The organism is Pseudomonas sp. Q12-87, from assembly GCF_001269755.1.
Lineage (GTDB): Bacteria > Pseudomonadota > Gammaproteobacteria > Pseudomonadales > Pseudomonadaceae > Aquipseudomonas > Aquipseudomonas fluorescens_S.
In genome coordinates this window covers 108,907-131,418 of record NZ_LHVI01000024.1, presented here as the reverse complement: position 1 = coordinate 131,418, position 22,512 = coordinate 108,907, and the positions used below count along the sequence as shown (strand labels likewise).

Annotated in this window: 18 protein-coding genes; 17 read left to right on the top strand and 1 reads right to left on the bottom strand. The window is 55.2% G+C overall.

Annotated features, from left to right (window positions below):
- Window positions 1-56 precede the first annotated feature (56 nt).
- A complete protein-coding gene (locus AD663_RS18935; RefSeq protein ID WP_053214341.1) occupies window positions 57-1,388 on the bottom strand; it encodes a TRZ/ATZ family hydrolase in 1,332 nt (443 codons plus the stop codon).
- 106 nt (window positions 1,389-1,494) lie between these two features.
- On the opposite strand from AD663_RS18935, the gene mtnA reads away from it, so the two are divergent.
- The 17 genes from mtnA to AD663_RS18850 all read left to right on the top strand — a co-directional run bounded on the left by mtnA (window position 1,495) and on the right by AD663_RS18850 (window position 22,496).
- Window positions 1,495-2,571, top strand: a complete 1,077-nt coding sequence (gene mtnA / locus AD663_RS18930; protein ID WP_053214340.1) for an S-methyl-5-thioribose-1-phosphate isomerase — start codon at window positions 1,495-1,497, stop codon at window positions 2,569-2,571.
- 445 nt (window positions 2,572-3,016) lie between these two features.
- Window positions 3,017-5,680: a DNA gyrase subunit A gene (gyrA, locus tag AD663_RS18925; protein ID WP_003183888.1), complete on the top strand. Its 2,664-nt coding sequence runs from the start codon at window positions 3,017-3,019 to the stop codon at window positions 5,678-5,680.
- Between the two features lie 229 nt (window positions 5,681-5,909).
- A complete protein-coding gene (gene serC / locus AD663_RS18920) occupies window positions 5,910-6,995 on the top strand; it encodes a 3-phosphoserine/phosphohydroxythreonine transaminase (protein WP_003183887.1) in 1,086 nt (361 codons plus the stop codon).
- Window positions 6,995-8,089, top strand: a complete 1,095-nt coding sequence (gene pheA, locus AD663_RS18915) for a prephenate dehydratase (RefSeq protein WP_003183886.1) — start codon at window positions 6,995-6,997, stop codon at window positions 8,087-8,089. The genes serC and pheA overlap by 1 nt, the downstream gene beginning before the upstream one ends.
- A gap of 13 nt (window positions 8,090-8,102) precedes the next feature.
- On the top strand, window positions 8,103-9,215 hold the full coding sequence (gene hisC / locus AD663_RS18910; RefSeq protein WP_053214339.1) for a histidinol-phosphate transaminase: 1,113 nt from the start codon (window positions 8,103-8,105) through the stop codon (window positions 9,213-9,215).
- A 28-nt stretch (window positions 9,216-9,243) separates the two neighbouring features.
- A complete protein-coding gene (locus tag AD663_RS18905; protein ID WP_053214338.1) occupies window positions 9,244-11,451 on the top strand; it encodes a bifunctional prephenate dehydrogenase/3-phosphoshikimate 1-carboxyvinyltransferase in 2,208 nt (735 codons plus the stop codon).
- On the top strand, window positions 11,448-12,137 hold the full coding sequence (gene cmk, locus AD663_RS18900; RefSeq protein ID WP_003183882.1) for a (d)CMP kinase: 690 nt from the start codon (window positions 11,448-11,450) through the stop codon (window positions 12,135-12,137). Before AD663_RS18905 ends, cmk begins: the two co-directional genes overlap by 4 nt.
- A gap of 120 nt (window positions 12,138-12,257) precedes the next feature.
- The gene (rpsA, locus tag AD663_RS18895) at window positions 12,258-13,943 is read left to right on the top strand and encodes a 30S ribosomal protein S1 (protein ID WP_003183879.1); all 1,686 of its coding nucleotides are present in this window, start codon (window positions 12,258-12,260) and stop codon (window positions 13,941-13,943) included.
- A 231-nt stretch (window positions 13,944-14,174) separates the two neighbouring features.
- Window positions 14,175-14,453, top strand: a complete 279-nt coding sequence (locus tag AD663_RS18890; protein WP_033046187.1) for a hypothetical protein — start codon at window positions 14,175-14,177, stop codon at window positions 14,451-14,453.
- A gap of 145 nt (window positions 14,454-14,598) precedes the next feature.
- Window positions 14,599-14,895 carry an integration host factor subunit beta gene (ihfB, locus tag AD663_RS18885; RefSeq protein ID WP_003183877.1) on the top strand — a complete coding sequence of 99 codons (297 nt, stop codon included), beginning with the start codon at window positions 14,599-14,601 and terminating at the stop codon, window positions 14,893-14,895.
- A 26-nt stretch (window positions 14,896-14,921) separates the two neighbouring features.
- Entirely contained in the window at window positions 14,922-15,146 is a 225-nt protein-coding gene (locus tag AD663_RS18880) for a lipopolysaccharide assembly protein LapA domain-containing protein (protein ID WP_033046584.1), read from the top strand.
- Between the two features lie 185 nt (window positions 15,147-15,331).
- Window positions 15,332-16,375, top strand: a complete 1,044-nt coding sequence (locus AD663_RS18875) for an LPS O-antigen chain length determinant protein WzzB (RefSeq protein WP_003183875.1) — start codon at window positions 15,332-15,334, stop codon at window positions 16,373-16,375.
- A 302-nt stretch (window positions 16,376-16,677) separates the two neighbouring features.
- Complete coding sequence (locus tag AD663_RS18870) at window positions 16,678-17,961, top strand: oligosaccharide flippase family protein (protein ID WP_003183873.1); 1,284 nt, start codon at window positions 16,678-16,680, stop codon at window positions 17,959-17,961.
- Window positions 17,958-19,124, top strand: a complete 1,167-nt coding sequence (locus AD663_RS18865) for an EpsG family protein (protein ID WP_053214337.1) — start codon at window positions 17,958-17,960, stop codon at window positions 19,122-19,124. The genes AD663_RS18870 and AD663_RS18865 overlap by 4 nt, the downstream gene beginning before the upstream one ends.
- Window positions 19,121-20,326: a glycosyltransferase family 4 protein gene (locus AD663_RS18860; protein WP_003183868.1), complete on the top strand. Its 1,206-nt coding sequence runs from the start codon at window positions 19,121-19,123 to the stop codon at window positions 20,324-20,326. Before AD663_RS18865 ends, AD663_RS18860 begins: the two co-directional genes overlap by 4 nt.
- 10 nt (window positions 20,327-20,336) lie before the next feature.
- Window positions 20,337-21,374, top strand: a complete 1,038-nt coding sequence (locus tag AD663_RS18855; RefSeq protein WP_003183866.1) for a polysaccharide biosynthesis protein — start codon at window positions 20,337-20,339, stop codon at window positions 21,372-21,374.
- Between the two features lie 3 nt (window positions 21,375-21,377).
- On the top strand, window positions 21,378-22,496 hold the full coding sequence (locus tag AD663_RS18850) for an NAD-dependent epimerase/dehydratase family protein (protein WP_053214336.1): 1,119 nt from the start codon (window positions 21,378-21,380) through the stop codon (window positions 22,494-22,496).
- Window positions 22,497-22,512 lie beyond the last annotated feature (16 nt).

Genomic DNA, 22,512 nt, shown 5'->3' with positions numbered 1-22,512 from the left:
ATCCTCGAAAAGCTTGAAAAATTCAGGTGCCCCGAGCCGCAGCTCAAGGGGCGTGGTTATTCGTTGTGGCCGCTGATGCGACGACCCCAGGCTTGGGCGGTGGCGATCAATTGCGATTCGTCCTGGCGGGTGAGCCGGCCGTCCTCCAGCAATGGCTTGCCGGCCACCCACAGGTGTTTGACACAGTCGCGGCCCGTGGCGTAGATCAATTGCGACACCGGGTCATAGATTGGCTGCTGGGCCAGGCCCGACAGGTCGAAGGCCACCAGGTCGGCGGCCTTGCCGACTTCCAGCGAACCGACCGTCGCGTCGATGCCCAGCGCCCGGGCGCCGTTGAGCGTGGCCATGCGCAGTGCGCGATGGGCATCCAGCGCCGTGGCCGAACCGGCAACGGCCTTGGCCAACAGGGCGGCGGTGCGGGTTTCGCCCAACAGGTCCAGGTCGTTGTTGCTCGCGGCGCCGTCGGTGCCGAGCGCTACGTTGACCCCCGCTTGCCACAGGCGCTCGACCGGACAGAAACCACTGGCCAGCTTCAGGTTCGATTCCGGGCAATGGATCACGCTGCAATTGCTTTCTACCAGCAAGGCCTGGTCTTCATCGCTGATCTGGGTCATGTGCACAGCCTGAAAGCGCGGCCCCAACAGGCCAAGTCGCCCCAGGCGCGCCAGCGGGCGTTCCCCGCTGTTATCCACAGCCTGCTGCACTTCGAAGGCGGTTTCGTGAACGTGCATGTGGATGGCCGCGTCCAGTTCCTCGGCGATCACGCGAATTTTCTCCAGGTTCTCGTCGCCCACGGTGTAGGGCGCATGCGGGCCGAATGCGACTTTGATCCGTGGATGATGCTTGAGGTCGCCAAACAACTCGATGCCCTGACGAATGGCTTCGTCGGCGCTGGCGGCGCCAGGAATCGGGAAATCGAGGATGGGAATCGCGATTTGCGCGCGGATGCCGCTGTCATGGACGCATTCGCTGGCGATCTTGGGATAGAAATACATATCCGAGAAGCAGGTGATACCGCCCTTGATCTGTTCGGCAATCGCCAGCTCGGTTCCATCGCGCACAAAATCTTCATCGACCCATTTGGCCTCGGCCGGCCAAATGTGCTGTTCCAGCCAGGTCATCAGGGGCAGGTCATCGGCCAAACCACGAAACAAGGTCATTGCCGCATGGCCGTGGGCGTTCACCAGGCCGGGGCTGAGCAGCATGCCGGGCAACTCACGAACCTGGGCGGCGTCACACTTCAGGGCTTCTGCCCGTGGCCCGATGAACACGATGCAACCGTCGCGGATGCCCAGGCCATGATCCTTGAGCACGACACCGGCGGGTTCGACAGGCACCAACCAGGTCGGCAGCAATAATAAGTCGAGCGCAACGGCAGGCTTGGGCATCGTGGAACGGTTCCATGGGGTATAAAGGAGGGCGAAGTATACCCGAGCGTCTTCGCAGAGGGATCGCTATAATCGGCGGCTTTTGTTCATGAGTACGGGGTGAAGGATGCGCGATCGACTGTTGGCTGCGGAGAAGGTGAAGGCCATCGAGTGGCGTGATGGCGCCCTGTACTTGCTGGATCAGCGTGATTTGCCGTTCGAAGAGAACTGGATCGCTTGCACCCACGTGGCCGCCGTGGCCGAGGCCATTCGCTCGGGTGCGGTGCGTGGCGCGCCGGCCATCGGTATCAGTGCGGCGTACGGCATCGTGCTGGCCGCCCGCGACCGGGAGGCCGAAGGCGGTGACTGGCATGGGGCATTGGAGGCCGATTTTGCCTTGCTGGGCGACGCCGGGCCGGCGGTGGTGGACCTGGCCTGGGCGCTGGAACGCATGCGCGACCGGCTGGGGCGCCTGAAAGGCCATGCCGAGCCGCTGGCAGTTCTTGAGGCCGAAGCCTTGGCGATCCATGAAAGTGACCGCGAAGCCAACCTGACCATGGCGCAGTTGGGCGTCGATCTGATCCGCAAGCATCAAGGCAATGCCCAGGCGATCCTCACTCATTGCAATACCGGCGCCCTGGCCACCGGTGGCTTCGGTACGGCCCTGGGCGTCATTCGTGGTGCCTATATCGAAGGCATGGTCGAGCGAGTCTATGCCGACGAAACCCGTCCATGGCTGCAAGGCTCGCGGCTGACCGCGTGGGAGCTGGCCAAGGAAGGTATTCCGGTGACCCTCAACGCCGATTCCGCAGCGGCGCACATCATGAAGACCAAGGGCGTGACCTGGGTGGTTGTTGGTGCCGAACGCATCGCCGCCAACGGTGATGTGGCGAACAAGATCGGCACCTATCAGTTGGCGGTCTGCGCCATGCACCATGGCGTTCGCTTCATGGTGGTGGCGCCGAGCTCAGCCATCGACCTGAGCCTGGCCAACGGTGACGACTTTCCGATAGAAGAGCAGGGCGGTGAGGCGTTGCTGGATGTCGGCGGCAAGCGACTCGATGCGGCTGTGGACGTATTCGATCCCGGGTTTGATGTCACCCCAGCGGACCTGATCGACGTCATCGTGACGGAAAAGGGCATCATCGAGCGGCCCGACACCGCCAAGATCGCGCAATTGATGTGCCGCAAGCGGTTGCATTAACCATTTTGTGGCCTGATACATTGCCTTCGCGAGCAAGCCCGCTCCCACAGTTAGATCGAGTCGTTGCCGTTATTAATGTACGACACAAATCCCATGTGGGAGCGGGCTTGCTCGCGAAGAGGTCATAGAAGGCACTAAACACCTCACATTTGACCTCTTTTCTTCATCCGCAACGCCTCTAAGCCCCTCTGATCCCATATCAGCCTGTCATCGGTCAACTAACTATGCTCCATGCGCATCTGGGGGATAGGTGCGTGGCGGCTCTTGTGATAACATCCGGCGGTTTCCAAGGCTGCCTCGCGAGGTGGCCTTTACTGCGCAGATCCATGGCATAACTCGTTGATTTGTCGTAAGTCGCTGCATGGCACTTGTTCTGCAGCGGCGAGCTTCGTTCATCCCATCTGGATGTGGCGAGGTTTCACCAGAAAAAGGAATCAGGCTTCTCATGGGCGAACTGGCCAAAGAAATCCTCCCGGTCAATATCGAAGACGAGCTGAAACAGTCCTACCTCGACTACGCAATGAGCGTGATCGTCGGGCGGGCGCTGCCGGATGCGCGCGATGGCTTGAAGCCCGTGCACCGCCGCGTGCTGTTCGCGATGAGCGAGTTGGGCAACGACTTCAACAAGCCGTACAAGAAATCCGCCCGTGTCGTCGGCGACGTGATCGGTAAGTATCACCCCCACGGCGACACCGCCGTGTACGACACCATCGTGCGGATGGCCCAGCCATTTTCCCTGCGCTACCTGCTGGTAGATGGCCAGGGCAACTTCGGTTCGGTAGACGGCGACAACGCCGCGGCCATGCGATACACCGAAGTGCGCATGACCAAGCTGGCCCACGAGCTGCTGGCCGACCTGCATAAAGAAACCGTGGACTGGGTGCCGAACTACGACGGCACCGAAATGATCCCGGCGGTCATGCCGACCCGTATCCCCAACCTGCTGGTCAACGGCTCCAGCGGTATCGCCGTTGGCATGGCGACCAACATCCCGCCGCACAACCTCGGTGAAGTCATCGACGGTTGCCTGGCCCTCATCGACAATCCAGAGCTGACGGTCGATGAGCTGATGCAATACATCCCCGGTCCGGACTTCCCGACCGCCGCGATCATCAACGGTCGCGCCGGCATCATCGAAGCCTACCGCACCGGCCGTGGCCGCATTTACATGCGCGCCCGCTCGACCATCGAAGACATCGACAAGGTCGGCGGCCGCCAGCAGATCGTCATTACCGAACTCCCTTACCAGCTGAATAAGGCCCGCCTGATCGAGAAGATCGCCGAGCTGGTAAAAGAGAAGAAACTCGAAGGCATCACCGAGCTGCGTGACGAGTCCGACAAGGACGGCATGCGCGTCGTGATCGAGCTGCGTCGTGGCGAAGTGCCTGAGGTGATCCTCAACAACCTCTACGCCCAGACCCAGCTGCAAGCCGTGTTCGGTATCAACATCGTTGCGCTGATCGACGGTCGCCCGCGGATCCTGAACCTCAAGGACCTGCTGGAAGCCTTCGTGCGTCACCGCCGCGAAGTGGTCACCCGCCGTACCGTGTTCGAACTGCGCAAGGCACGCGAGCGTGGACACATTCTCGAAGGCCAGGCCGTTGCGCTGTCGAACATCGACCCGGTCATCGCCCTGATCAAGGCCTCGCCAACCCCGTCGGAAGCCAAGGAAGCGCTGGTCAGCACCCCTTGGGAATCCTCGGCGGTCGTGGCGATGGTGGAACGTGCCGGCGCCGACTCGTGCCGTCCGGAAAACCTCGATCCGCAATACGGTCTGCGCGAGGGTAAGTATTTCCTGTCCCCGGAACAGGCCCAGGCCATCCTGGAACTGCGCCTGCACCGCCTGACCGGCCTGGAGCACGAGAAACTGCTGGCCGAGTACCAGGAGATCCTTAACCAGATCGGCGAGCTGATCCGCATCCTCAACAGCGCTACGCGCCTGATGGAAGTGATCCGCGAAGAACTGGAAGTGATCCGCGCCGAGTACGGCGATGTGCGCCGCACCGAGATTCTCGATGCGCGTCTCGACCTGACCCTGGGTGACATGATCCCGGAAGAAGAGCGCGTGGTGACCATTTCCCACGGCGGCTACGCCAAGACCCAGCCGCTTGCCGCCTACCAGGCCCAGCGTCGCGGTGGCAAAGGCAAGTCGGCGACTGGCGTCAAGGATGAGGACTACATCGCTCACCTGCTGGTCGCCAACAGCCACACCACGCTGTTGCTGTTCTCCAGCAAGGGCAAGGTGTACTGGCTCAAGACCTACGAGATCCCTGAAGCGTCCCGTGCCGCTCGCGGTCGTCCGCTGGTCAACCTGCTGCCACTGGACAGTGATGAATACATCACCACCATGCTGCCGGTAGAGGAATACACCGAAGGTCACTTCATCTTCATGGCCACCGCCAAAGGCACCGTGAAGAAGACCCCGCTGGAATCCTTCAGCCGCCAGCGCAGCGTTGGCCTGATCGCCCTGGAGCTGGACGAAGGCGACGTGCTGATTTCCGCTGCCATCACCGACGGCGAGCGTGAAGTCATGCTGTTCTCCGACGGCGGCAAGGTGACGCGCTTCAAGGAATCCGATGTTCGCGCCATGGGCCGTACCGCCCGCGGTGTGCGCGGCATGCGCCTGCCAGAAGGCCAGAAGCTGATTTCCATGCTGATCCCTGAAGAAGGCAGCCAGATCCTCACCGCTTCGGCGCGCGGTTATGGCAAGCGCACGGCCATCGGCGAGTTCCCTGAGTACAAGCGTGGCGGCCAAGGCGTAATCGCCATGGTCAGCAACGAACGTAACGGCCGTCTGGTCGGTGCGGTCCAGGTGCTCGATGGCGAGGAGATCATGCTGATCTCCGACCAGGGCACGCTGGTCCGCACGCGGGTCGATGAAGTGTCGAGCCTGGGCCGTAACACCCAGGGCGTGACGCTGATCAAGCTGGCCAGCGACGAAACGCTGGTCGGGCTCGAGCGGGTCCAGGAGCCGTCGGAAGTCGAAGGCGAGGCGTTGGAAGGCGAGGACGGCGTGGCGTTCGATGGCACCCTCGGGGCCGATATCGACGAAGCGGCCGGCGACCAACCGCTCGACGCTGCCGCAGACGAAGAAGAACCGCAGGACTAAGCGGACACGCAGGGGGCGGATGAAGATTCGCCCCCTTGTTGTTTGTCCCTTTTGAAAATTTGCGACACTGCACATCTTTCCCTTGTGGGAGCGGGCTTGCTCGCGAATGCGGTGTGTCAGCCTATTGAATGTTGACTGGTACACCGTATTCGCGACCAAGCCCGCTCCCACAGGGGTGAAGATGTAGACCAAAAGATTTAGTGACCACCAGATCAGAGCGAGATTGGATGTGAGCAAGAGAGCCTATAACTTCTGTGCCGGCCCGGCGGCGCTTCCTGAAGCGGTCCTGAAGCGCGCCCAGGGCGAACTCCTCGACTGGCACGGCAAGGGCCTGTCCGTCATGGAAATGAGCCATCGCAGCGATGAGTTCGTGTCCATCGCCACCAAAGCCGAGCAGGACCTGCGTGATCTGCTGAACATCCCGTCCAACTACAAGGTGCTGTTCCTGCAAGGCGGCGCGAGCCAGCAATTCGCCCAGATTCCGCTGAACCTGTTGCCGGAAAACGGCAAGGCCGACTACATCGATACCGGCATCTGGTCGCAGAAAGCCATCGAAGAGGCGTCGCGCTACGGCCACGTCAATGTTGCCTCCACTGCCAAGCCTTACGACTATTTCGCCATTCCCGGCCAGAACGAGTGGAACCTGTCCAAGGACGCGGCCTACGTTCATTACGCACCGAACGAAACCATCGGTGGCCTGGAATTCAACTGGATCCCGGAAACCGGTGACGTGCCATTGGTGGCCGACATGTCCTCGGACATTCTCTCGCGCCCGGTGGATATCTCCCGTTTCGGCATGATCTACGCCGGCGCCCAGAAGAACATCGGCCCGAGCGGCATCCTGGTCAACATCATTCGTGAAGACCTGCTGGGGCATGCCCGTTCCCTGTGCCCGACCATGCTCAACTACAAGGTCGCGGCCGACAACGGCTCGATGTACAACACCCCGCCGACCCTGGCCTGGTACCTGTCCGGCCTGGTGTTCGAGTGGCTGAAAGAGCAGGGCGGTGTCGAAGCCATCGGCAAGCTCAACGAAGTGAAGCAGCGCACGCTGTATGACTTCATCGACGCCAGTGGCTTGTACAGCAACCCGATCAACAAGACCGATCGTTCGTGGATGAACGTGCCGTTCCGCCTGGCCGATGATCGTCTCGACAAGCCGTTCCTGGCGGGTGCCGACGAGCGCGGCCTGCTGAACCTCAAGGGCCACCGTTCGGTCGGCGGCATGCGCGCCTCCATCTATAACGCCGTCGATATCAATGCGGTCAATGCGTTGATTTCCTACATGGCAGAGTTCGAGAAGGAACACGGCTGATGTCCGAGCAAGAACTCAAGGCGCTGCGCCTGCGCATCGATGCCCTGGACGAGAAAGTCCTGGAGCTGATCAGCGAGCGCGCGCGCTGCGCCCAGGAAGTCGCCCGGGTGAAGATGGCTTCCCTGGCCGAGGGCGAAATGCCGGTCTTTTATCGCCCCGAGCGTGAGGCCCAGGTGCTCAAGCGCGTCATGGAGCGCAACAAGGGGCCGTTGGGCAACGAAGAGATGGCGCGGTTGTTCCGCGAGATCATGTCTTCTTGCCTGGCCCTCGAACAGCCGCTGAAAGTCGCCTACCTGGGCCCGGAAGGTACCTTCACCCAGGCCGCCGCCATGAAGCACTTCGGCCATGCCGTGATCAGCAAGCCGATGGCGGCCATCGACGAAGTCTTCCGCGAAGTGGCTGCCGGTGCGGTGAATTTCGGCGTGGTGCCGGTGGAAAACTCCACCGAGGGCGCGGTCAATCACACGCTGGACAGCTTCCTCGAACACGACATGGTGATCTGCGGCGAAGTCGAGTTGCGCATCCACCATCACCTGCTGGTGGGTGAGAGCACCAAGACCGACAGCATCAGCCGGATCTATTCCCACGCCCAGTCCCTGGCCCAGTGCCGCAAATGGCTGGACGCCCATTACCCGAACGTCGAGCGCGTGGCGGTATCGAGCAACGCCGAAGCGGCCAAGCGGGTCAAGGGTGAGTGGAACTCGGCGGCGATTGCCGGCGACATGGCGGCCGGCCTCTATGGCCTGACGCGCCTGGCCGAGAAAATCGAGGATCGTCCGGACAACTCCACGCGCTTCCTGATGATCGGCAGCCAGGAAGTACCGCCGACCGGCGACGACAAGACTTCGATCATCGTCTCCATGAGCAACAAGCCCGGCGCGCTCCATGAACTGCTGGTGCCATTCCACGACAACGGTATCGACCTGACCCGGATCGAGACTCGTCCGTCGCGCAGCGGTAAATGGACCTACGTGTTCTTCATCGATTTTGTCGGCCACCACCGCGATCCGCTGGTAAAAGGTGTGCTTGAGAAAATCAGTCAGGAAGCAGTGGCACTCAAGGTGCTGGGTTCCTACCCCAAGGCAGTTCTTTAAGGGCGGATAGCAAATGAGTGGCAACTTCCTCGCCCTGGCTCAGCCAGGCGTGCAACAACTTTCGCCTTACGTTCCGGGCAAACCTGTGGACGAACTGGCTCGCGAGCTGGATCTGGACCCGGCCAGCATCGTCAAGTTGGCCAGTAACGAAAATCCGCTAGGCGCCAGTCCCAAGGCGCTGGCGGCGATCCGCGACGAACTGGCTGACCTGACCCGTTACCCCGATGGCAATGGGTTTGCGCTCAAAAGCCTGCTGGCCGAGCGCTGCGGCGTCGAGCTGAGCCAGGTGACGCTGGGCAATGGCTCCAACGATATTCTCGAACTCGTGGCGCGTGCCTATCTGGCGCCGGGCCTCAACGCCGTGTTCAGCGAGCACGCGTTTGCGGTCTACCCGATCGCCACCCAGGCTGTCGGCGCAGACGCGCATGTGGTTCCGGCCAAGGAATGGGGGCACGATCTGCCGGCCATGCTGGCCGCCATCGACGCCAACACCCGGGTGGTCTTCATCGCCAACCCGAACAACCCGACCGGCACTTGGTTCGACGCCCAGGCCTTGGACGATTTCCTGCAGGACGTGCCCGAGCACGTGCTGGTGGTGCTGGACGAGGCCTATATCGAATACGCCGAAGGCAGTGACTTGCCCGATGGCCTGGATTTCCTCGCGGCTTATCCGAACCTGCTGGTTTCGCGCACGTTCTCCAAGGCTTATGGCCTGGCGTCGCTGCGGGTTGGCTACGGCCTGTCCACCGCCGTGGTGGCCGATGTGCTGAATCGCGTGCGCCAGCCATTCAACGTCAACAGCTTTGCCCTCGCCGCCGCCTGCGCCGCCTTGCAGGATGAGGCTTACCTGGCTGAAAGCCGTCGCCTGAACGAGGCTGGCATGCAGCAACTGGAAGCCGGGTTCCGTGAGTTGGGGTTGAGCTGGATTCCATCCAAGGGCAATTTCATTTGTGTCGACATCGGGCGTGTTGCTGCGCCGGTGTTCCAGGGCTTGCTGCGTGAAGGCGTGATCGTGCGTCCGGTGGCCAACTACGGCATGCCGAACCACTTGCGCATCACCATTGGCTTACCTGGGGAAAACAGCCGTTTCCTTGAAGCTTTGAGCAAGGTCCTGGCTCGTGGTTGATGTCACTTCACTGCAACCTGTTGCCCCTATGATCGGTCGCCTGGTGGTGGTCGGGCTGGGGTTGGTCGGCGGTTCGTTTGCCAAGGGCCTGCGTGAAAGTGGCCTGTGCCGTGAAGTGGTTGGTGTCGATCTGGATCCGCAATCGCGCAAGCTGGCGGTGGAGTTGGGTGTGGTGGATCGCTGTGAAGACGACCTGGCGATCGCCTGTCAGGGCGCGGATGTGATCCAGCTGGCGGTGCCGATCCTGGCCATGGAAAAACTGCTGGCGCGCCTGGCGACCATGGATCTGGGGCAAGCCATTCTCACCGACGTCGGCAGCGCCAAGGGCAACGTCGTGCGCGCGGCCACCGAGGCCTTCGGCGGCATGCCGGTGCGCTTCGTGCCTGGCCATCCGATCGCCGGCTCCGAGCAGAGCGGGGTGGAGGCTTCCAATGCCGAGCTGTTTCGTCGGCACAAAGTGATCCTGACACCGCTGGAGCAGACCGATCCGGCGGCGTTGGCGGTGGTGGACCGTTTGTGGCGTGAGCTGGGCGCCGATGTCGAGCACATGCAAGTCGAGCGTCACGACGAAGTGCTGGCTGCCACTAGCCATTTGCCGCACCTGTTGGCGTTCGGCCTGGTGGATTCATTAGCCAAACGCAATGAAAATCTCGAGATCTTCCGTTACGCTGCCGGCGGTTTCCGCGATTTCACGAGAATCGCCGGTAGTGACCCGGTCATGTGGCACGACATCTTCCTCGCCAACCGTGAAGCTGTCCTGCGCACACTCGATACATTTCGCAGCGACCTCGACGCCTTGCGCGACGCGGTCGATGCAGGGGACGGGCACCAATTGCTGGGCGTTTTCACGCGCGCCAGGGTGGCCCGCGAGCATTTCAGTAAAATCCTGGCCCGTCGGGCCTATGTGGACGCTATGAACTCCAACGATCTGATTTTCCTGGCACAACCTGGTGGCTCCCTGAGTGGGCGTATTCGTGTACCGGGCGATAAATCGATTTCCCATCGTTCGATCATGCTCGGCTCCCTCGCCGAAGGCGTGACCGAGGTGGAAGGTTTCCTCGAGGGCGAAGACGCCCTGGCGACGCTGCAAGCGTTTCGCGACATGGGCGTGGTCATCGAAGGCCCGCATCACGGTCGCGTGACCATCCATGGTGTTGGCCTGCATGGCCTCAAGCCGGCTCCGGGGCCAATCTACCTGGGCAACTCCGGCACTTCGATGCGCCTGTTGTCCGGCCTGCTGGCCGCGCAAGACTTTGATAGCACGCTGACCGGTGACGCCTCGCTGTCCAAGCGCCCGATGAACCGCGTGGCCAATCCGCTGCGGGAAATGGGTGCGGTCATCGAGACGGCGGCCGAGGGTCGTCCGCCAATGGTCATTCGCGGCGGCAACAAGCTCAAGGGCCTGACCTACACCATGCCGATGGCCAGCGCCCAGGTGAAGTCCTGCCTGTTGCTGGCCGGCCTCTATGCCGAAGGCAAGACCACCGTTACCGAGCCGGCCCCGACCCGCGATCACACCGAGCGCATGCTGCGTGGCTTTGGCTACCCGGTCACGGTCGATGGCGCCACGGCCTCGGTGGAGTCCGGCAGCAAACTGACAGCCACCCACATCGAAGTCCCGGGCGACATCTCGTCGTCGGCGTTTTTCCTCGTGGCGGCGTCGATTGCCGAAGGCTCCGACCTGGTACTCGAGCACGTCGGCATCAACCCGACCCGTACCGGGGTGATCGACATCCTGCGCCTGATGGGCGCTGACATCACCCTGGAAAACCAGCGTGAAGTGGGCGGCGAGCCAGTGGCTGACTTGCGTGTACGAGCAGCTAAACTCAAGGGTATCGAGATTCCAGAGGCCCTGGTTCCACTGGCCATCGATGAATTCCCGGTGCTGTTCGTGGCGGCTGCCTGTGCCGAAGGGCGCACCGTGTTGACCGGCGCTGAAGAGCTGCGGGTCAAGGAGTCCGATCGCATCCAGGTGATGGCCGACGGCCTGCTGGCACTGGGTGTCAAATGCCAGCCGACACCGGACGGTATTATCATCGATGGCGGCCAGATTGGTGGCGGCGAAGTCCATGGCCACGGTGATCACCGTATCGCCATGGCCTTCAGTGTTGCGTCGTTGCGCGCCAGCGCGCCGATTCGCATCCATGATTGCGCCAACGTCGCCACGTCGTTCCCGAACTTCCTGGCGCTGTGCGCGCAGGTCGGTATTCGAGTAGCACAAGAGGCACAGTCGTGAACATCAAGGCACCGGTCATCACCATCGATGGCCCAAGCGGCTCGGGCAAGGGCACTGTCGCCGGGATCCTGGCCAGGCAACTGGGCTGGAACCTGCTCGATTCAGGTGCCTTGTACCGTTTGCTGGCGTTCGCCGCCGCCAATCATGGGGTCGACCTGACCAACGAAGAATTGCTCAAGGCGCTGGCCGCACATCTGGACGTGCAGTTCATCGCGGCGACCGACGGTCAGCTCCAGCGCATCATTCTGGAGGGCGACGAAGTCAGCGATGTCATCCGTACCGAAAGCGTGGGCGCCGGCGCTTCCCAAGTCGCTGCGCTGCCGGCGGTGCGCGAGGCGTTGCTGCAGCGCCAGCGCGCCTTCCAGGAGCCGCCAGGGCTCGTGGCCGACGGTCGGGACATGGGCACCGTGGTCTTTCCCGATGCGCCGCTGAAGATTTTCCTGACCGCCAGCGCCGAGGAGCGGGCTCGCCGCCGATATTTGCAGTTGAAGGGCAAAGGCGAGGATGTTAGTCTGTCGAGTCTGCTAGATGAGATCCGTGCACGCGACGAGCGTGATACCCAGCGCGCAGTAGCCCCGCTTAAGCCGGCGGCCGATGCGATTCAGCTGGATTCCACGGAGTTGTCCATTGACCAGGTGTTGCAACGCATCATGAGCGAGATCGCGCTTCGCGATATCGCCGGGTGACCAGGAAGCTCCGCAGGGGACCAGTCATAGTCCTGCGGCGCTTCTTATATATGAAACTAACCCACACCGTCTGGGGTGTGGAGATGGGCGTTTACTTCGCCCTAATCAACAGGAATTAAAATGAGCGAAAGCTTTGCGGAACTCTTTGAAGAAAGCTTGAAAACCCTGAACCTTCAGGCAGGCTCCATCATCACCGGCGTTATCGTTGATATCGATTACCAAGCTCGCTGGGTAACCGTCCACGCTGGTCTGAAGTCTGAAGCGCTTATCCCGCTTGAGCAGTTCTACAACGACGCTGGCGAACTGAACATCAACGTCGGTGACGAAGTTCACGTGGCGCTGGACTCGGTTGAAGATGGCTTTGGTGAAACCAAGCTGTCCCGTGAGAAAGCCAAGCGTGCTGAATGCTGGATCGTTCTGGAAGCGGCCTTCGCAGCTGAGGAAGTGGTCAAGGGCGTTATCAACGGTAAGGTTAAAGGCGGCTTCACTGTCGACGTTAACGGCATCCGTGCGTTCCTGCCAGGTTCCCTGGTTGACGTCCGTCCAGTGCGCGATACCACGCACCTGGAAGGCAAAGAGCTGGAATTCAAGGTCATCAAGCTGGACCAGAAGCGCAACAACGTTGTCGTTTCCCGTCGCAGTGTCCTGGAAGCCGAGAACTCCGCCGAGCGTGAAGCTCTGCTGGAATCGCTGCAGGAAGGCCAGCAGGTCAAGGGTATCGTCAAGAACCTCACCGATTACGGCGCATTCGTCGATCTGGGTGGCGTCGATGGCCTGCTGCACATCACCGACATGGCCTGGAAGCGTATCAAGCATCCTTCGGAAATCGTCAACGTTGGCGACGAGATCGATGTCAAGGTTCTGAAGTACGATCGCGAGCGCAATCGTGTTTCCCTGGGCCTCAAGCAACTGGGTGAAGATCCATGGGTCGCTATCAAAGCCCGTTACCCAGAAGGCACCCGCGTCACCGCTCGTGTTACCAACCTGACCGACTACGGCTGCTTCGCTGAGCTGGAAGAAGGCGTTGAAGGCCTGGTACACGTTTCCGAAATGGACTGGACCAACAAGAACATCCACCCTTCGAAAGTCGTACAAGTCGGCGACGAAGTGGAAGTCATGGTTCTGGACATCGACGAAGAGCGTCGTCGTATCTCCCTCGGCATCAAGCAGTGCAAGTCCAACCCATGGGAAGACTTCTCTGGCCAGTTCAACAAGGGCGATAAAATCTCCGGCACCATCAAGTCGATCACCGATTTCGGTATCTTCATTGGTCTGGACGGCGGCATCGACGGCCTGGTTCACCTGTCCGACATCTCCTGGAACGAAGTGGGCGAAGAAGCCGTACGCCGTTTCAAGAAGGGCGACGAGCTGGACACCGTTATCCTGTCGGTTGACCCAGAGCGCGAGCGCATCTCCCTGGGTATCAAGCAGCTGGAAAGCGATCCGTTCTCCGAGTACGTTCAAGAGAACGACAAAGGCGCAATCGTTAAGGGCATCGTGAAAGAAGTTGACGCTAAAGGCGCCATCATCACCCTGGCCGACGATATCGAAGCGACTCTGAAAGCCTCCGAAATCAGCCGTGACCGCGTTGAAGACGCGCGCAACGTTCTGAAAGAAGGCGAAGAAGTAGAAGCCAAGATCATCAGCGTTGATCGCAAGAGCCGCGTAATCCAGCTCTCCATCAAGTCGAAAGACGATGCTGAAGAGAAAGAAGCCATCCAGAGCCTGAAAGCAGCTCCGGAAGGCGAAGCAGCTGACACCACCATGGCTGCACTGCTGCGTCAGGCAATGGCCAAACAGAACTGAGTTCTGCTTGATCATTAAAAAGGGCGACTTCGGTCGCCCTTTTTTGTGCCTGCGATTTTTCAAGGTGCTCTGCGCTCCGTAAGCTGCTACCCATGACGGTGTTCATTCGAGACGTTGCGAAACCAACCCTTTAACCAGGCTGTCTCTTTTATGAAGCAGATAAAAATTTACTCAAGGTGGGGCTCCGACTTGTATAAGTGATTGATCCGGACCCTCGTCTAAAGGAACTGAATGAACAAGCTCTTTCTGGTGTTGAGTGTCTTAGTGCTGGCAGGTTGCTCTACAAGCGCCAAGACCCACGCAGTGCGTGGTGTCAGTGGTATCGAGGTCGACTGCTCGGGGTTGGGTTCCGGCTGGGAGAAGTGCCACAAGAGAGCGGCAAGAGAGTGCAAGGGGGCGGGTTACAAGGTAATTACCCGATCCGACGATGCGAAGGATGAAGATCGGTACCCTTTTGGTTTTAATCCGGCTGGCTATCTGACGCGTACGATGCTCGTCATCTGTCGGTAGCTTGAGGAGAGTCTCCCTGCCAGCTCGGAAAGAGGTGACAAGGGAGTCAGGAAGAATGTCAATACTTGGGCTGTTCAAATCCCTCCGGTCATGCTAAAACCTTTTCAAGCGATTTTCCTAGCTGCTTGAAAAAGAAGGGAAAAATATGACGAAGTCGGAGTTGATCGAACGAATTGTCACCCATCAAGGGCTGCTCTCATCCAAGGATGTGGAGCTGGCCATCAAGACCATGCTTGAACAGATGTCCCAGTGCCTGGCTACCGGAGATCGTATCGAGATTCGTGGTTTCGGTAGCTTTTCCCTGCACTACCGCGCTCCGCGGGTAGGTCGAAACCCAAAGACCGGTCAGTCCGTCAGCCTGGACGGGAAGTTCGTTCCTCATTTCAAGCCGGGTAAAGAGCTTAGAGATCGGGTGAATGAGGAGGAGGGGGATGAGTTCTGACGAAAAGGCCGCAGAGGGGGGGGGCTATGAGGGGTTTTAAACGGGTGGCTTTGTTCGTAGCCGCGCTGCTCGTAGCTTTGACGATTATTCTATTTGTAATTGAAAATACACAACCTGTATCCTTGGCGTTCGCCGGTTGGTCAGCCCCTCAGCTTCCTGTTTCGGCCTTGATACTCCTTGCGCTTCTGGCGGGGATGGTTATCAGTCCGTCACTCGCTTGGTTCGCGAAGATACGTTTGTGGTTAAAATAAAGCTACATGATTTGTCACCCTGGTGAAGGGATCGCCGTTAGCAATTGTTTATATTTGGGTGTGTTTTTCAATGTCAGAATTCTCAGGGTCTACCGAAATTTTTTTCGAGACCTCCTCAGCGTTAACCTTTAGTGCAAGCAGCACATTGAAGGGCAAATTTTCCGCCGCCGCATTTGAGAAACCGTATGCGTAATAATCGTGTTGATGCAAATGACGCTCAGGAAATTGATTTGATTGCGCTGCTACGCAATCTTTGGGTTCAAAAGTGGCTTGTTATAGGTGTTACGTTCGCAGTGACGGTTGGGGCTGGGGCGGTTGCCTATCTTACCAAACCAATCTATGAGGCTAGATTTTATATTAGCCCACCAACTCAAAATGGCATTGCTGAGTTAAATTACGGCCGTGGCACGAGCACTGAGCTGGAACCCTATTCAATAAAGCAAGTGTACGATCTGTTTGCTCGCAATCTTCAGAGTGAAACCCTTCGCCAAACCTTTTTCCGTGACATCTATTTGCCTTCACTTGAAGAGTCTCAGCGTAAGGGGCCGCTTGACCGTTTATATGAGAATTTTTCTCGTGTGCTGATAGTAGGAGGACCGGGTAAGGATACTCCCGAAAGATTCTCGGTCGTTGTCCAGAGTGATGACGCGGCAGAGGCAACCGAGTGGGTCAGAGCTTACGTGCAACGGGCCAGTGAGGCCTCCAAGGCAGAGCTGATCAAAAACGTTACAACTGAGGCAGCGGTTCGGGCAAGGAATCTGGAACAGCGGATTACTAGCTTGCGAGAGAATGCTCAACGGGTTCGTGAGGACCGTATCCAGCAGCTTCGTGAAGCTCTAAAAGTTGCTGAAATAATTGGTTTGAAAACGCCTGTGATAAATTCCTCTGCTGCGGTTGATATCACTGTCGATACAGGCAGTAAGATGGATTATCAGCGAGGAAGTTTAGCTTTGGCGGCGGAGGTATCCGCGTTGGAGGCAAGAGTTTCTGACGATGCATTCATTCCAGATCTGCGCACGCTGCAGATGCGTTACAATTTCTATCGAATGCTTAAAGTCGAACCTGATCAGGTGTCGGTATATAGGCAGGATGGTAACGTGGAGGTACCACAAACCCCAATTAAGCCAAATAAGCTGGCTATTTTATTGAAAGGAATGATCCTCGGCCTTGTTTTGGGGGTTGGGGCCGCGCTGTTGAGGCAGGTATTTCAAGCTCGTGTTGAAGAATAATCCATATCATGGCGTCAGGTCTGGATCGACAGGTTTCAGGCAGGTTGGTAGTGCATATGCCAGCGATTCGTATCTCTTGGCTGAATCGAAACTGGTGAGTTTGTTCCGGCAGCAGACCTCGATTTTGACAGCGTTAGTGTTAAGTCATAAGTATGCTGGTCCTTGATTTATAAAGTGGCATTTTTGGACATGGAATCCCCAGGCTGTAGGTCTGATCGATTCTAACGACATAAATAGTTACTTCCGGTTTCGAAATCGATGTCGTTATAGTTTTTTGCGCCGCTCGTGTTAGGTGTTACGCTATGGTTGGCAGTACGGCAACAAGAAAGGGAATGCTTCGGCCGATCATAAATATTGCCGTTCAGGCTGTATTTAAATTGATGTTTTCTGTCGCCTCGCTAAAGGTAGTTGCGTTTTACGTGGGGCCCAGTGGAATGGCTGTAGTTGGGCAGGTCCAATCCTTTCTTCAAATATTAAGTGCCGGTGTTTCATCAGTAACTACAACTGGTGTAGTAAAGTTGATCGCAGAAGATAAACACACTAAAGAGAGTATAGTGCGGACTTCTGCGTTTTTGTTGGCTTTTTTAAGTTTGATTTGTTTTGTCGTTTTTCTTCTTTCAAGTAGAGAAATTTCAAGTTATTTCTTACAAGGAGATTGGGTGGTAGTGCTGTTGCTTCTGCCGTTGGGAGGTTTTTTTTTAGGGCTGAATAATTTGTTTGTATCCTATTTTAATGGGATGCAAAAATACAATGAGTATTTTTGGTACTCTATGGCCACTGCTTTTATAACGGCGCTTTCAGTTTGCGTCATTTCATTCTTTTTTGGGAAAAAAGGGGCGGTTTATTCTGTGGTATTAGCGCCCGTTGTTGCGGGTGTCTGCATGCTGTTTTTGCCTAAACGTTTTTATCTGCCGCGAATGCGAGGTGTTTTTAAAAAAATTGATGGTGAGATACTAAAAGTATTAGTTTCATATTCCTTCATGGCGTTGGGGTCCGCCGTGGTTGTGTATGGAGGGCAGATATTCCTAAGAAACTATATTGCTACGAATGGCACAATGGCTGAGTCTGGTCTTTGGTACGCAGCAACACGTCTGTCAGATATTTATATGGGTATCTGTAGTGTACTGTTTTCTACTCTTTTATTGCCAAAGTATAGTGCAATGGAAGGACGAATTCTGGACAGCTTTGTTTGGCGGATGGCGGTAGTAGCGTTGGTTTTTGGCGTTGTCTTGGTCCTCGTGGTTGGCCAGCTGGCAAATTTTATTGTCTGGCTGATTTATGGTGAGGCTTTCGTAGTCTCCTCAGAAGTGCTGAAGGCATATGTCATAGGGGACGGGCTGAAATGCCTGGGCTGGATATTTCTTTATGTAATGCTCGCCAAACAGCGCGTTAGAGCCTATCTGATTTATGAGATGATTACGGCATTCTTATATCTGGCATTATGTATTTTTTTCTACAGGCTCTATGGGCTTGAAAGTATGGCTTACGGCTATGTTCTGCAGGGCATGATTTCGCTATTTCTAGTGCTGTTATGGTTTTTTGTCAGCAGAAATAAAACAAGGTCTGTTGGGGCGGCCGCGTCATGATGCAATATAATGTCATATATGCGCTGATTTGGGTGTTGGCCCTGTTGTCATTAAAAAAGGCAACTTCACCGTCCGTGGCGATATATACATTTCAAGTGGCGCTTCTCTCCTTGTTTGTTGGACTGAAATTTCAGACAGGCTACGACTGGCCAATCTACGAATCACATTACAATGCAATACGAAGTGGTGAAGAGTTTTATCTGGATTTTGAATTTGGATATGAATGGCTGGTTCATGTTTCATCGTTCCTTGATCTGGCGTTTGAGCATTTTTCCGCTTTGGTTTCTATTGCTGAGATTGTATTCATATCCATCGTAGTGAGGAGTTTTTTTCCCAAGCATTGTCTGCTGGTATTGGCTGTAATGTACTCTGTCCCGGACTTTTATTTGATTCCCGCGTTTTCCTTACTTAGGCAGGGGTTGGCGGTTAGTATCTTCTTACTTGGAGCACATAAATTTTTATCGGGAAGGCGGATTCTTGCATTTACGCTGTTCGCCATCGCTACCTCTATACACTACTCGGTATTGGGTGGAGTGTTGTTGTTACTGTTAATTTATTGGTTTCCCTTGAGTCGAACGACGTTTCTAATCGTCTTTCTGGTCTCGGTTGCGCTGTATTTATCTTCGTTGGATGTTATTCGTGCTGCCGTAGAAGTGCTTATAATTTATGTGGACCCCAAGTACATGATTTATCTGGATAGGGATGTGTTTAATGCTTCTTTTGCCTACCGTGCAGCCTATGTCCTTGTGTCTGTTGTGATTTTTTCAAGCATCTATCTAGCATGGGGTAACGGTGGCGCTCAAAACGATACCAAACAATCAGCACCTCCCATCCTCTATCGTCTGGCATTTGTGGGCTTGCTTATCCCTCTGATAATATTTGGATTTCCAACACTGTCTACTAGATACCAGTATTTTTTTGCGGTGTTTTTAATCGGTGCGGCATTGAATACATTGTTGCGCTTAAACTATACAAGCCGGCTGGTTACGGTTTTTGTAATTGCATTAGTCGGGTATTTGCCGTTTTATCGATTTCTCTCGAGTCCGCTTTCCATCGTTTATATCCCCTACCAGAGTCAGCTGTTTTATGATATGCACAATTCGACGGGGCAGGAGCGAACAGATAACCTACTCAATCAACTTGACGAGCTGTGGTCCAAATGATGAGCTTGCGTAAAGATATTGTACTGCTTACCACCAAGTATGCTGACGACAAAAAAGACGCTTGGCTCACTAATGAGTTGGCCTATTCTATGAACGAACAAGGAAGCGACGTTACGGTCGTCGTTTTCTCTTGGCTAAAAAACGAGCCAGAATCGGTTACGAAAGTTATAGATGGGATTAAAGTAATACGAATCAAGCTTCCGTCGATATTTTATAACTCCGGAGTCATAGGGACGGCGTTGAAAATATTCATATTTCCCTTTCTTGCAAGATACAAAATTGCCAAAGAGATTAAATTTTGTGATTTGCTCATAGCGAATACGCCTTGCGTCACAATTCTAGGAATGTCCCACTTCTTTAAGAAGCGATATAATTCTAAAAGTTTCCTCGTGTTGTGGGATTTTTTTCCTTTCTATTTAAAGGATCTCGGTGCGATCAGGAACAAGCTGTTCTTCGGTTTTTTTCGATATCTGGAGGAATTGATGTATGCCAGTTTTGATCGAATCGGTTGTATGACTGAAGGTAATGCTCGATTTCTTTTCGATAATTTTCCTTCCGTCTCAAAAGAAAAAGTTAAACTTTTGCCGATCTGGGCGAAGATCAAGAAAATTGAACCAGTCGATAAAGTTGAGGTGAGAAAAAAGTATAATTTGCCACCTCAAGGGTTCATTGCGATATACGGTGGTGCGATGTCAATCGTGCAAGAATTGGAAAATATACTTGACTTGGCCGCGATGTATTCAAAAGATGAAGTGACCTTCGTTTTTATTGGTAAAGGCACTGAAAAAGAAAGCCTGCAAAAAGCGGTTGCGGTGCGTGGGCTGCAGAATATTATCTTTATTGATTATATTCCGCGGGAAGAATATGAGCACGTTGTGCAGTCGTGCGATGTCGGTCTCATATCGCTGTCTAGGAAGTTAACAGTGCCCAGTTTCCCATCGAAATCGCTTGATTACTTTAAAGTTTCATTGCCGATTCTGGCGTCGCTGGATTCGGTTACGGATTTTGGCGATATTTTGGAAAACGACGTTCGCGGTGGCTATGCTGTAGTGGCTGGTGACGCGGCGGCGCTGAAGGCGAAGCTGGACCTGCTGATTGAGGATTCAGCGCTCTGCGCTGAGCTGGGCAGGAACGGCCGACATTATTATGAAAAAAACTTGAGCGTAGAAAACGCGAGAAGTATCATTATTTCATTACTATAAGGGGTTTTTTATGGCTATTTCATTCAAGGATTCTACGCTTTTAATTACCGGGGGAACAGGTTCCTTCGGAAACGCAGTGCTCAAGCGGTTCCTGGATACCGATATCAAAGAAATACGCGTATTCAGCCGAGATGAGAAAAAGCAAGATGATATGCGCAAAAAATATGCCAATAGTAAATTGAAGTTTTACATTGGTGATGTTAGGGATTTTCAAAGCGTCCTTAACGCTACACGCGGGGTGGACTACATATTTCATGCGGCTGCCTTGAAACAAGTACCTTCCTGCGAATTCCATCCTATGGAAGCCGTTAAGACGAACGTACTGGGCACCGATAACGTGCTTGAAGCAGCAATACAAAATAATGTTAAGCGCGTCGTTTGCCTCAGCACGGATAAAGCCGTTTATCCAATCAACGCAATGGGGATCTCCAAAGCGATGATGGAAAAGGTAATGGTTGCCAAGTCGCGTAATGATAACAACACTGTGATTTGTGGTACGCGATATGGGAACGTAATGGCCTCAAGAGGGTCGGTGATTCCTTTATTTATTGATCAAATTAGATCAGGTACCCCTCTGAGTCTGACTGATCCTAACATGACTCGATTCATGATGACTCTCGCGGATGCCGTTGATCTGGTATTGTATGCGTTTGAGCATGGCTCGAATGGCGACATGTTCGTTCAGAAAGCTCCGGCAGCTACGGTGGAAGTCTTAGCGCAAGCATTGACTAGTATGCTTGATGTGCCAGATCACCCTATTCAGGTAATTGGTACACGGCACGGCGAGAAACTCTTTGAAGCTTTACTAAGTCGCGAAGAAATGGCATGTGCTGAGGACCGTGGCGATTATTTTCGTGTGCCTCCTGACTTACGCGATCTGAACTATGCTAAGTTTGTAGAGCAAGGTGAAACAAAAATTTCTCGTACCGAAGATTATAATTCTCATAACACTGAGCGTCTCGATGTAGAAGGTATGCGCGAACTGTTGCTCAAGTTGGACTTCATGCGTGCGATTCAGCGTGGTGAGCACGCGGTGCCCGAGGAGTAATTAATGAAAATTTTGATCACAGGTGCTAACGGCTTTATTGGTCGCAATCTCATATCGCATTTTAGTGTAAAATCCGATGTTGAGGTATTATCATTTACGCGTAATGATTCTATCGCGAGCCTCCCAAGTTTAATTGATCAAGTGGATTTTATTTTCCATTTGGCGGGGATCAATCGCCCTCAAGATCCTTTGGATTTCCAAAAGGGTAACACTGATCTTACTGGTGTCCTTTGTGATGCGATCCGAAAGCGTGGTCGGCCGGTACCTGTGGTCTATACATCGTCTATTCAAGCGCCCTTGGATAATCCCTATGGAAGCAGTAAGCTTGGGGCTGAGCAGTTATTACGCGATTTACAAAATGATACCGGATCGCCGGTACATATATTTCGTTTGCCGAATGTCTTCGGAAAATGGGCGCGACCTAACTACAATTCAGCCGTAGCTACATTTTGCCATAACATTGCACACGGATTGCCGATCTCAATAAATGATCCCAGTGCGGCTCTAAAGCTTACGTATGTTGATGATGTCGTACAATGCTTTATGGATGTTCTAGAGGGGAGAAGGGAAGGAACCCCTTTTGTAGAAGTTGTGCCTCAGTACGATACCACTGTAGGCGCGCTTGCTGAGCAGCTGGAATCTTTTCGCGACAGTCGCGATACGATGATATCCGAGCGTGTTGGAGCAGGGTTGTGTCGGGCGTTGTATTCTACGTACCTCAGCTATCTGTCCCCAGATCAATTTACTTACGAAGTTCCAAGGCACGTTGATCCTCGAGGTGCTTTTGTTGAGATGTTAAAGACTAAGGATTCTGGCCAGTTTTCTTATTTCACCGCACACCCGGGCATTACTCGCGGCGGACACTATCACCACTCGAAAACTGAAAAGTTTCTTGTTATCAAAGGTACTGCCTGCTTTCGATTCCGCCATATAGTGTCGGGTGAGTTCTATAAGCTGACCACAACAGGCGAGCGTTCGGAAATAGTTGAAACCGTGCCAGGGTGGACGCACGACATCACGAATATTGGCACCGATGAAATGATCGTGTTGCTTTGGGCTAACGAAATTTTCGATCGTTCTGCGCCGGATACTTACGCACTGCCAGTTGGCACAGAGGCTTAACATCAGATGTTCAGAG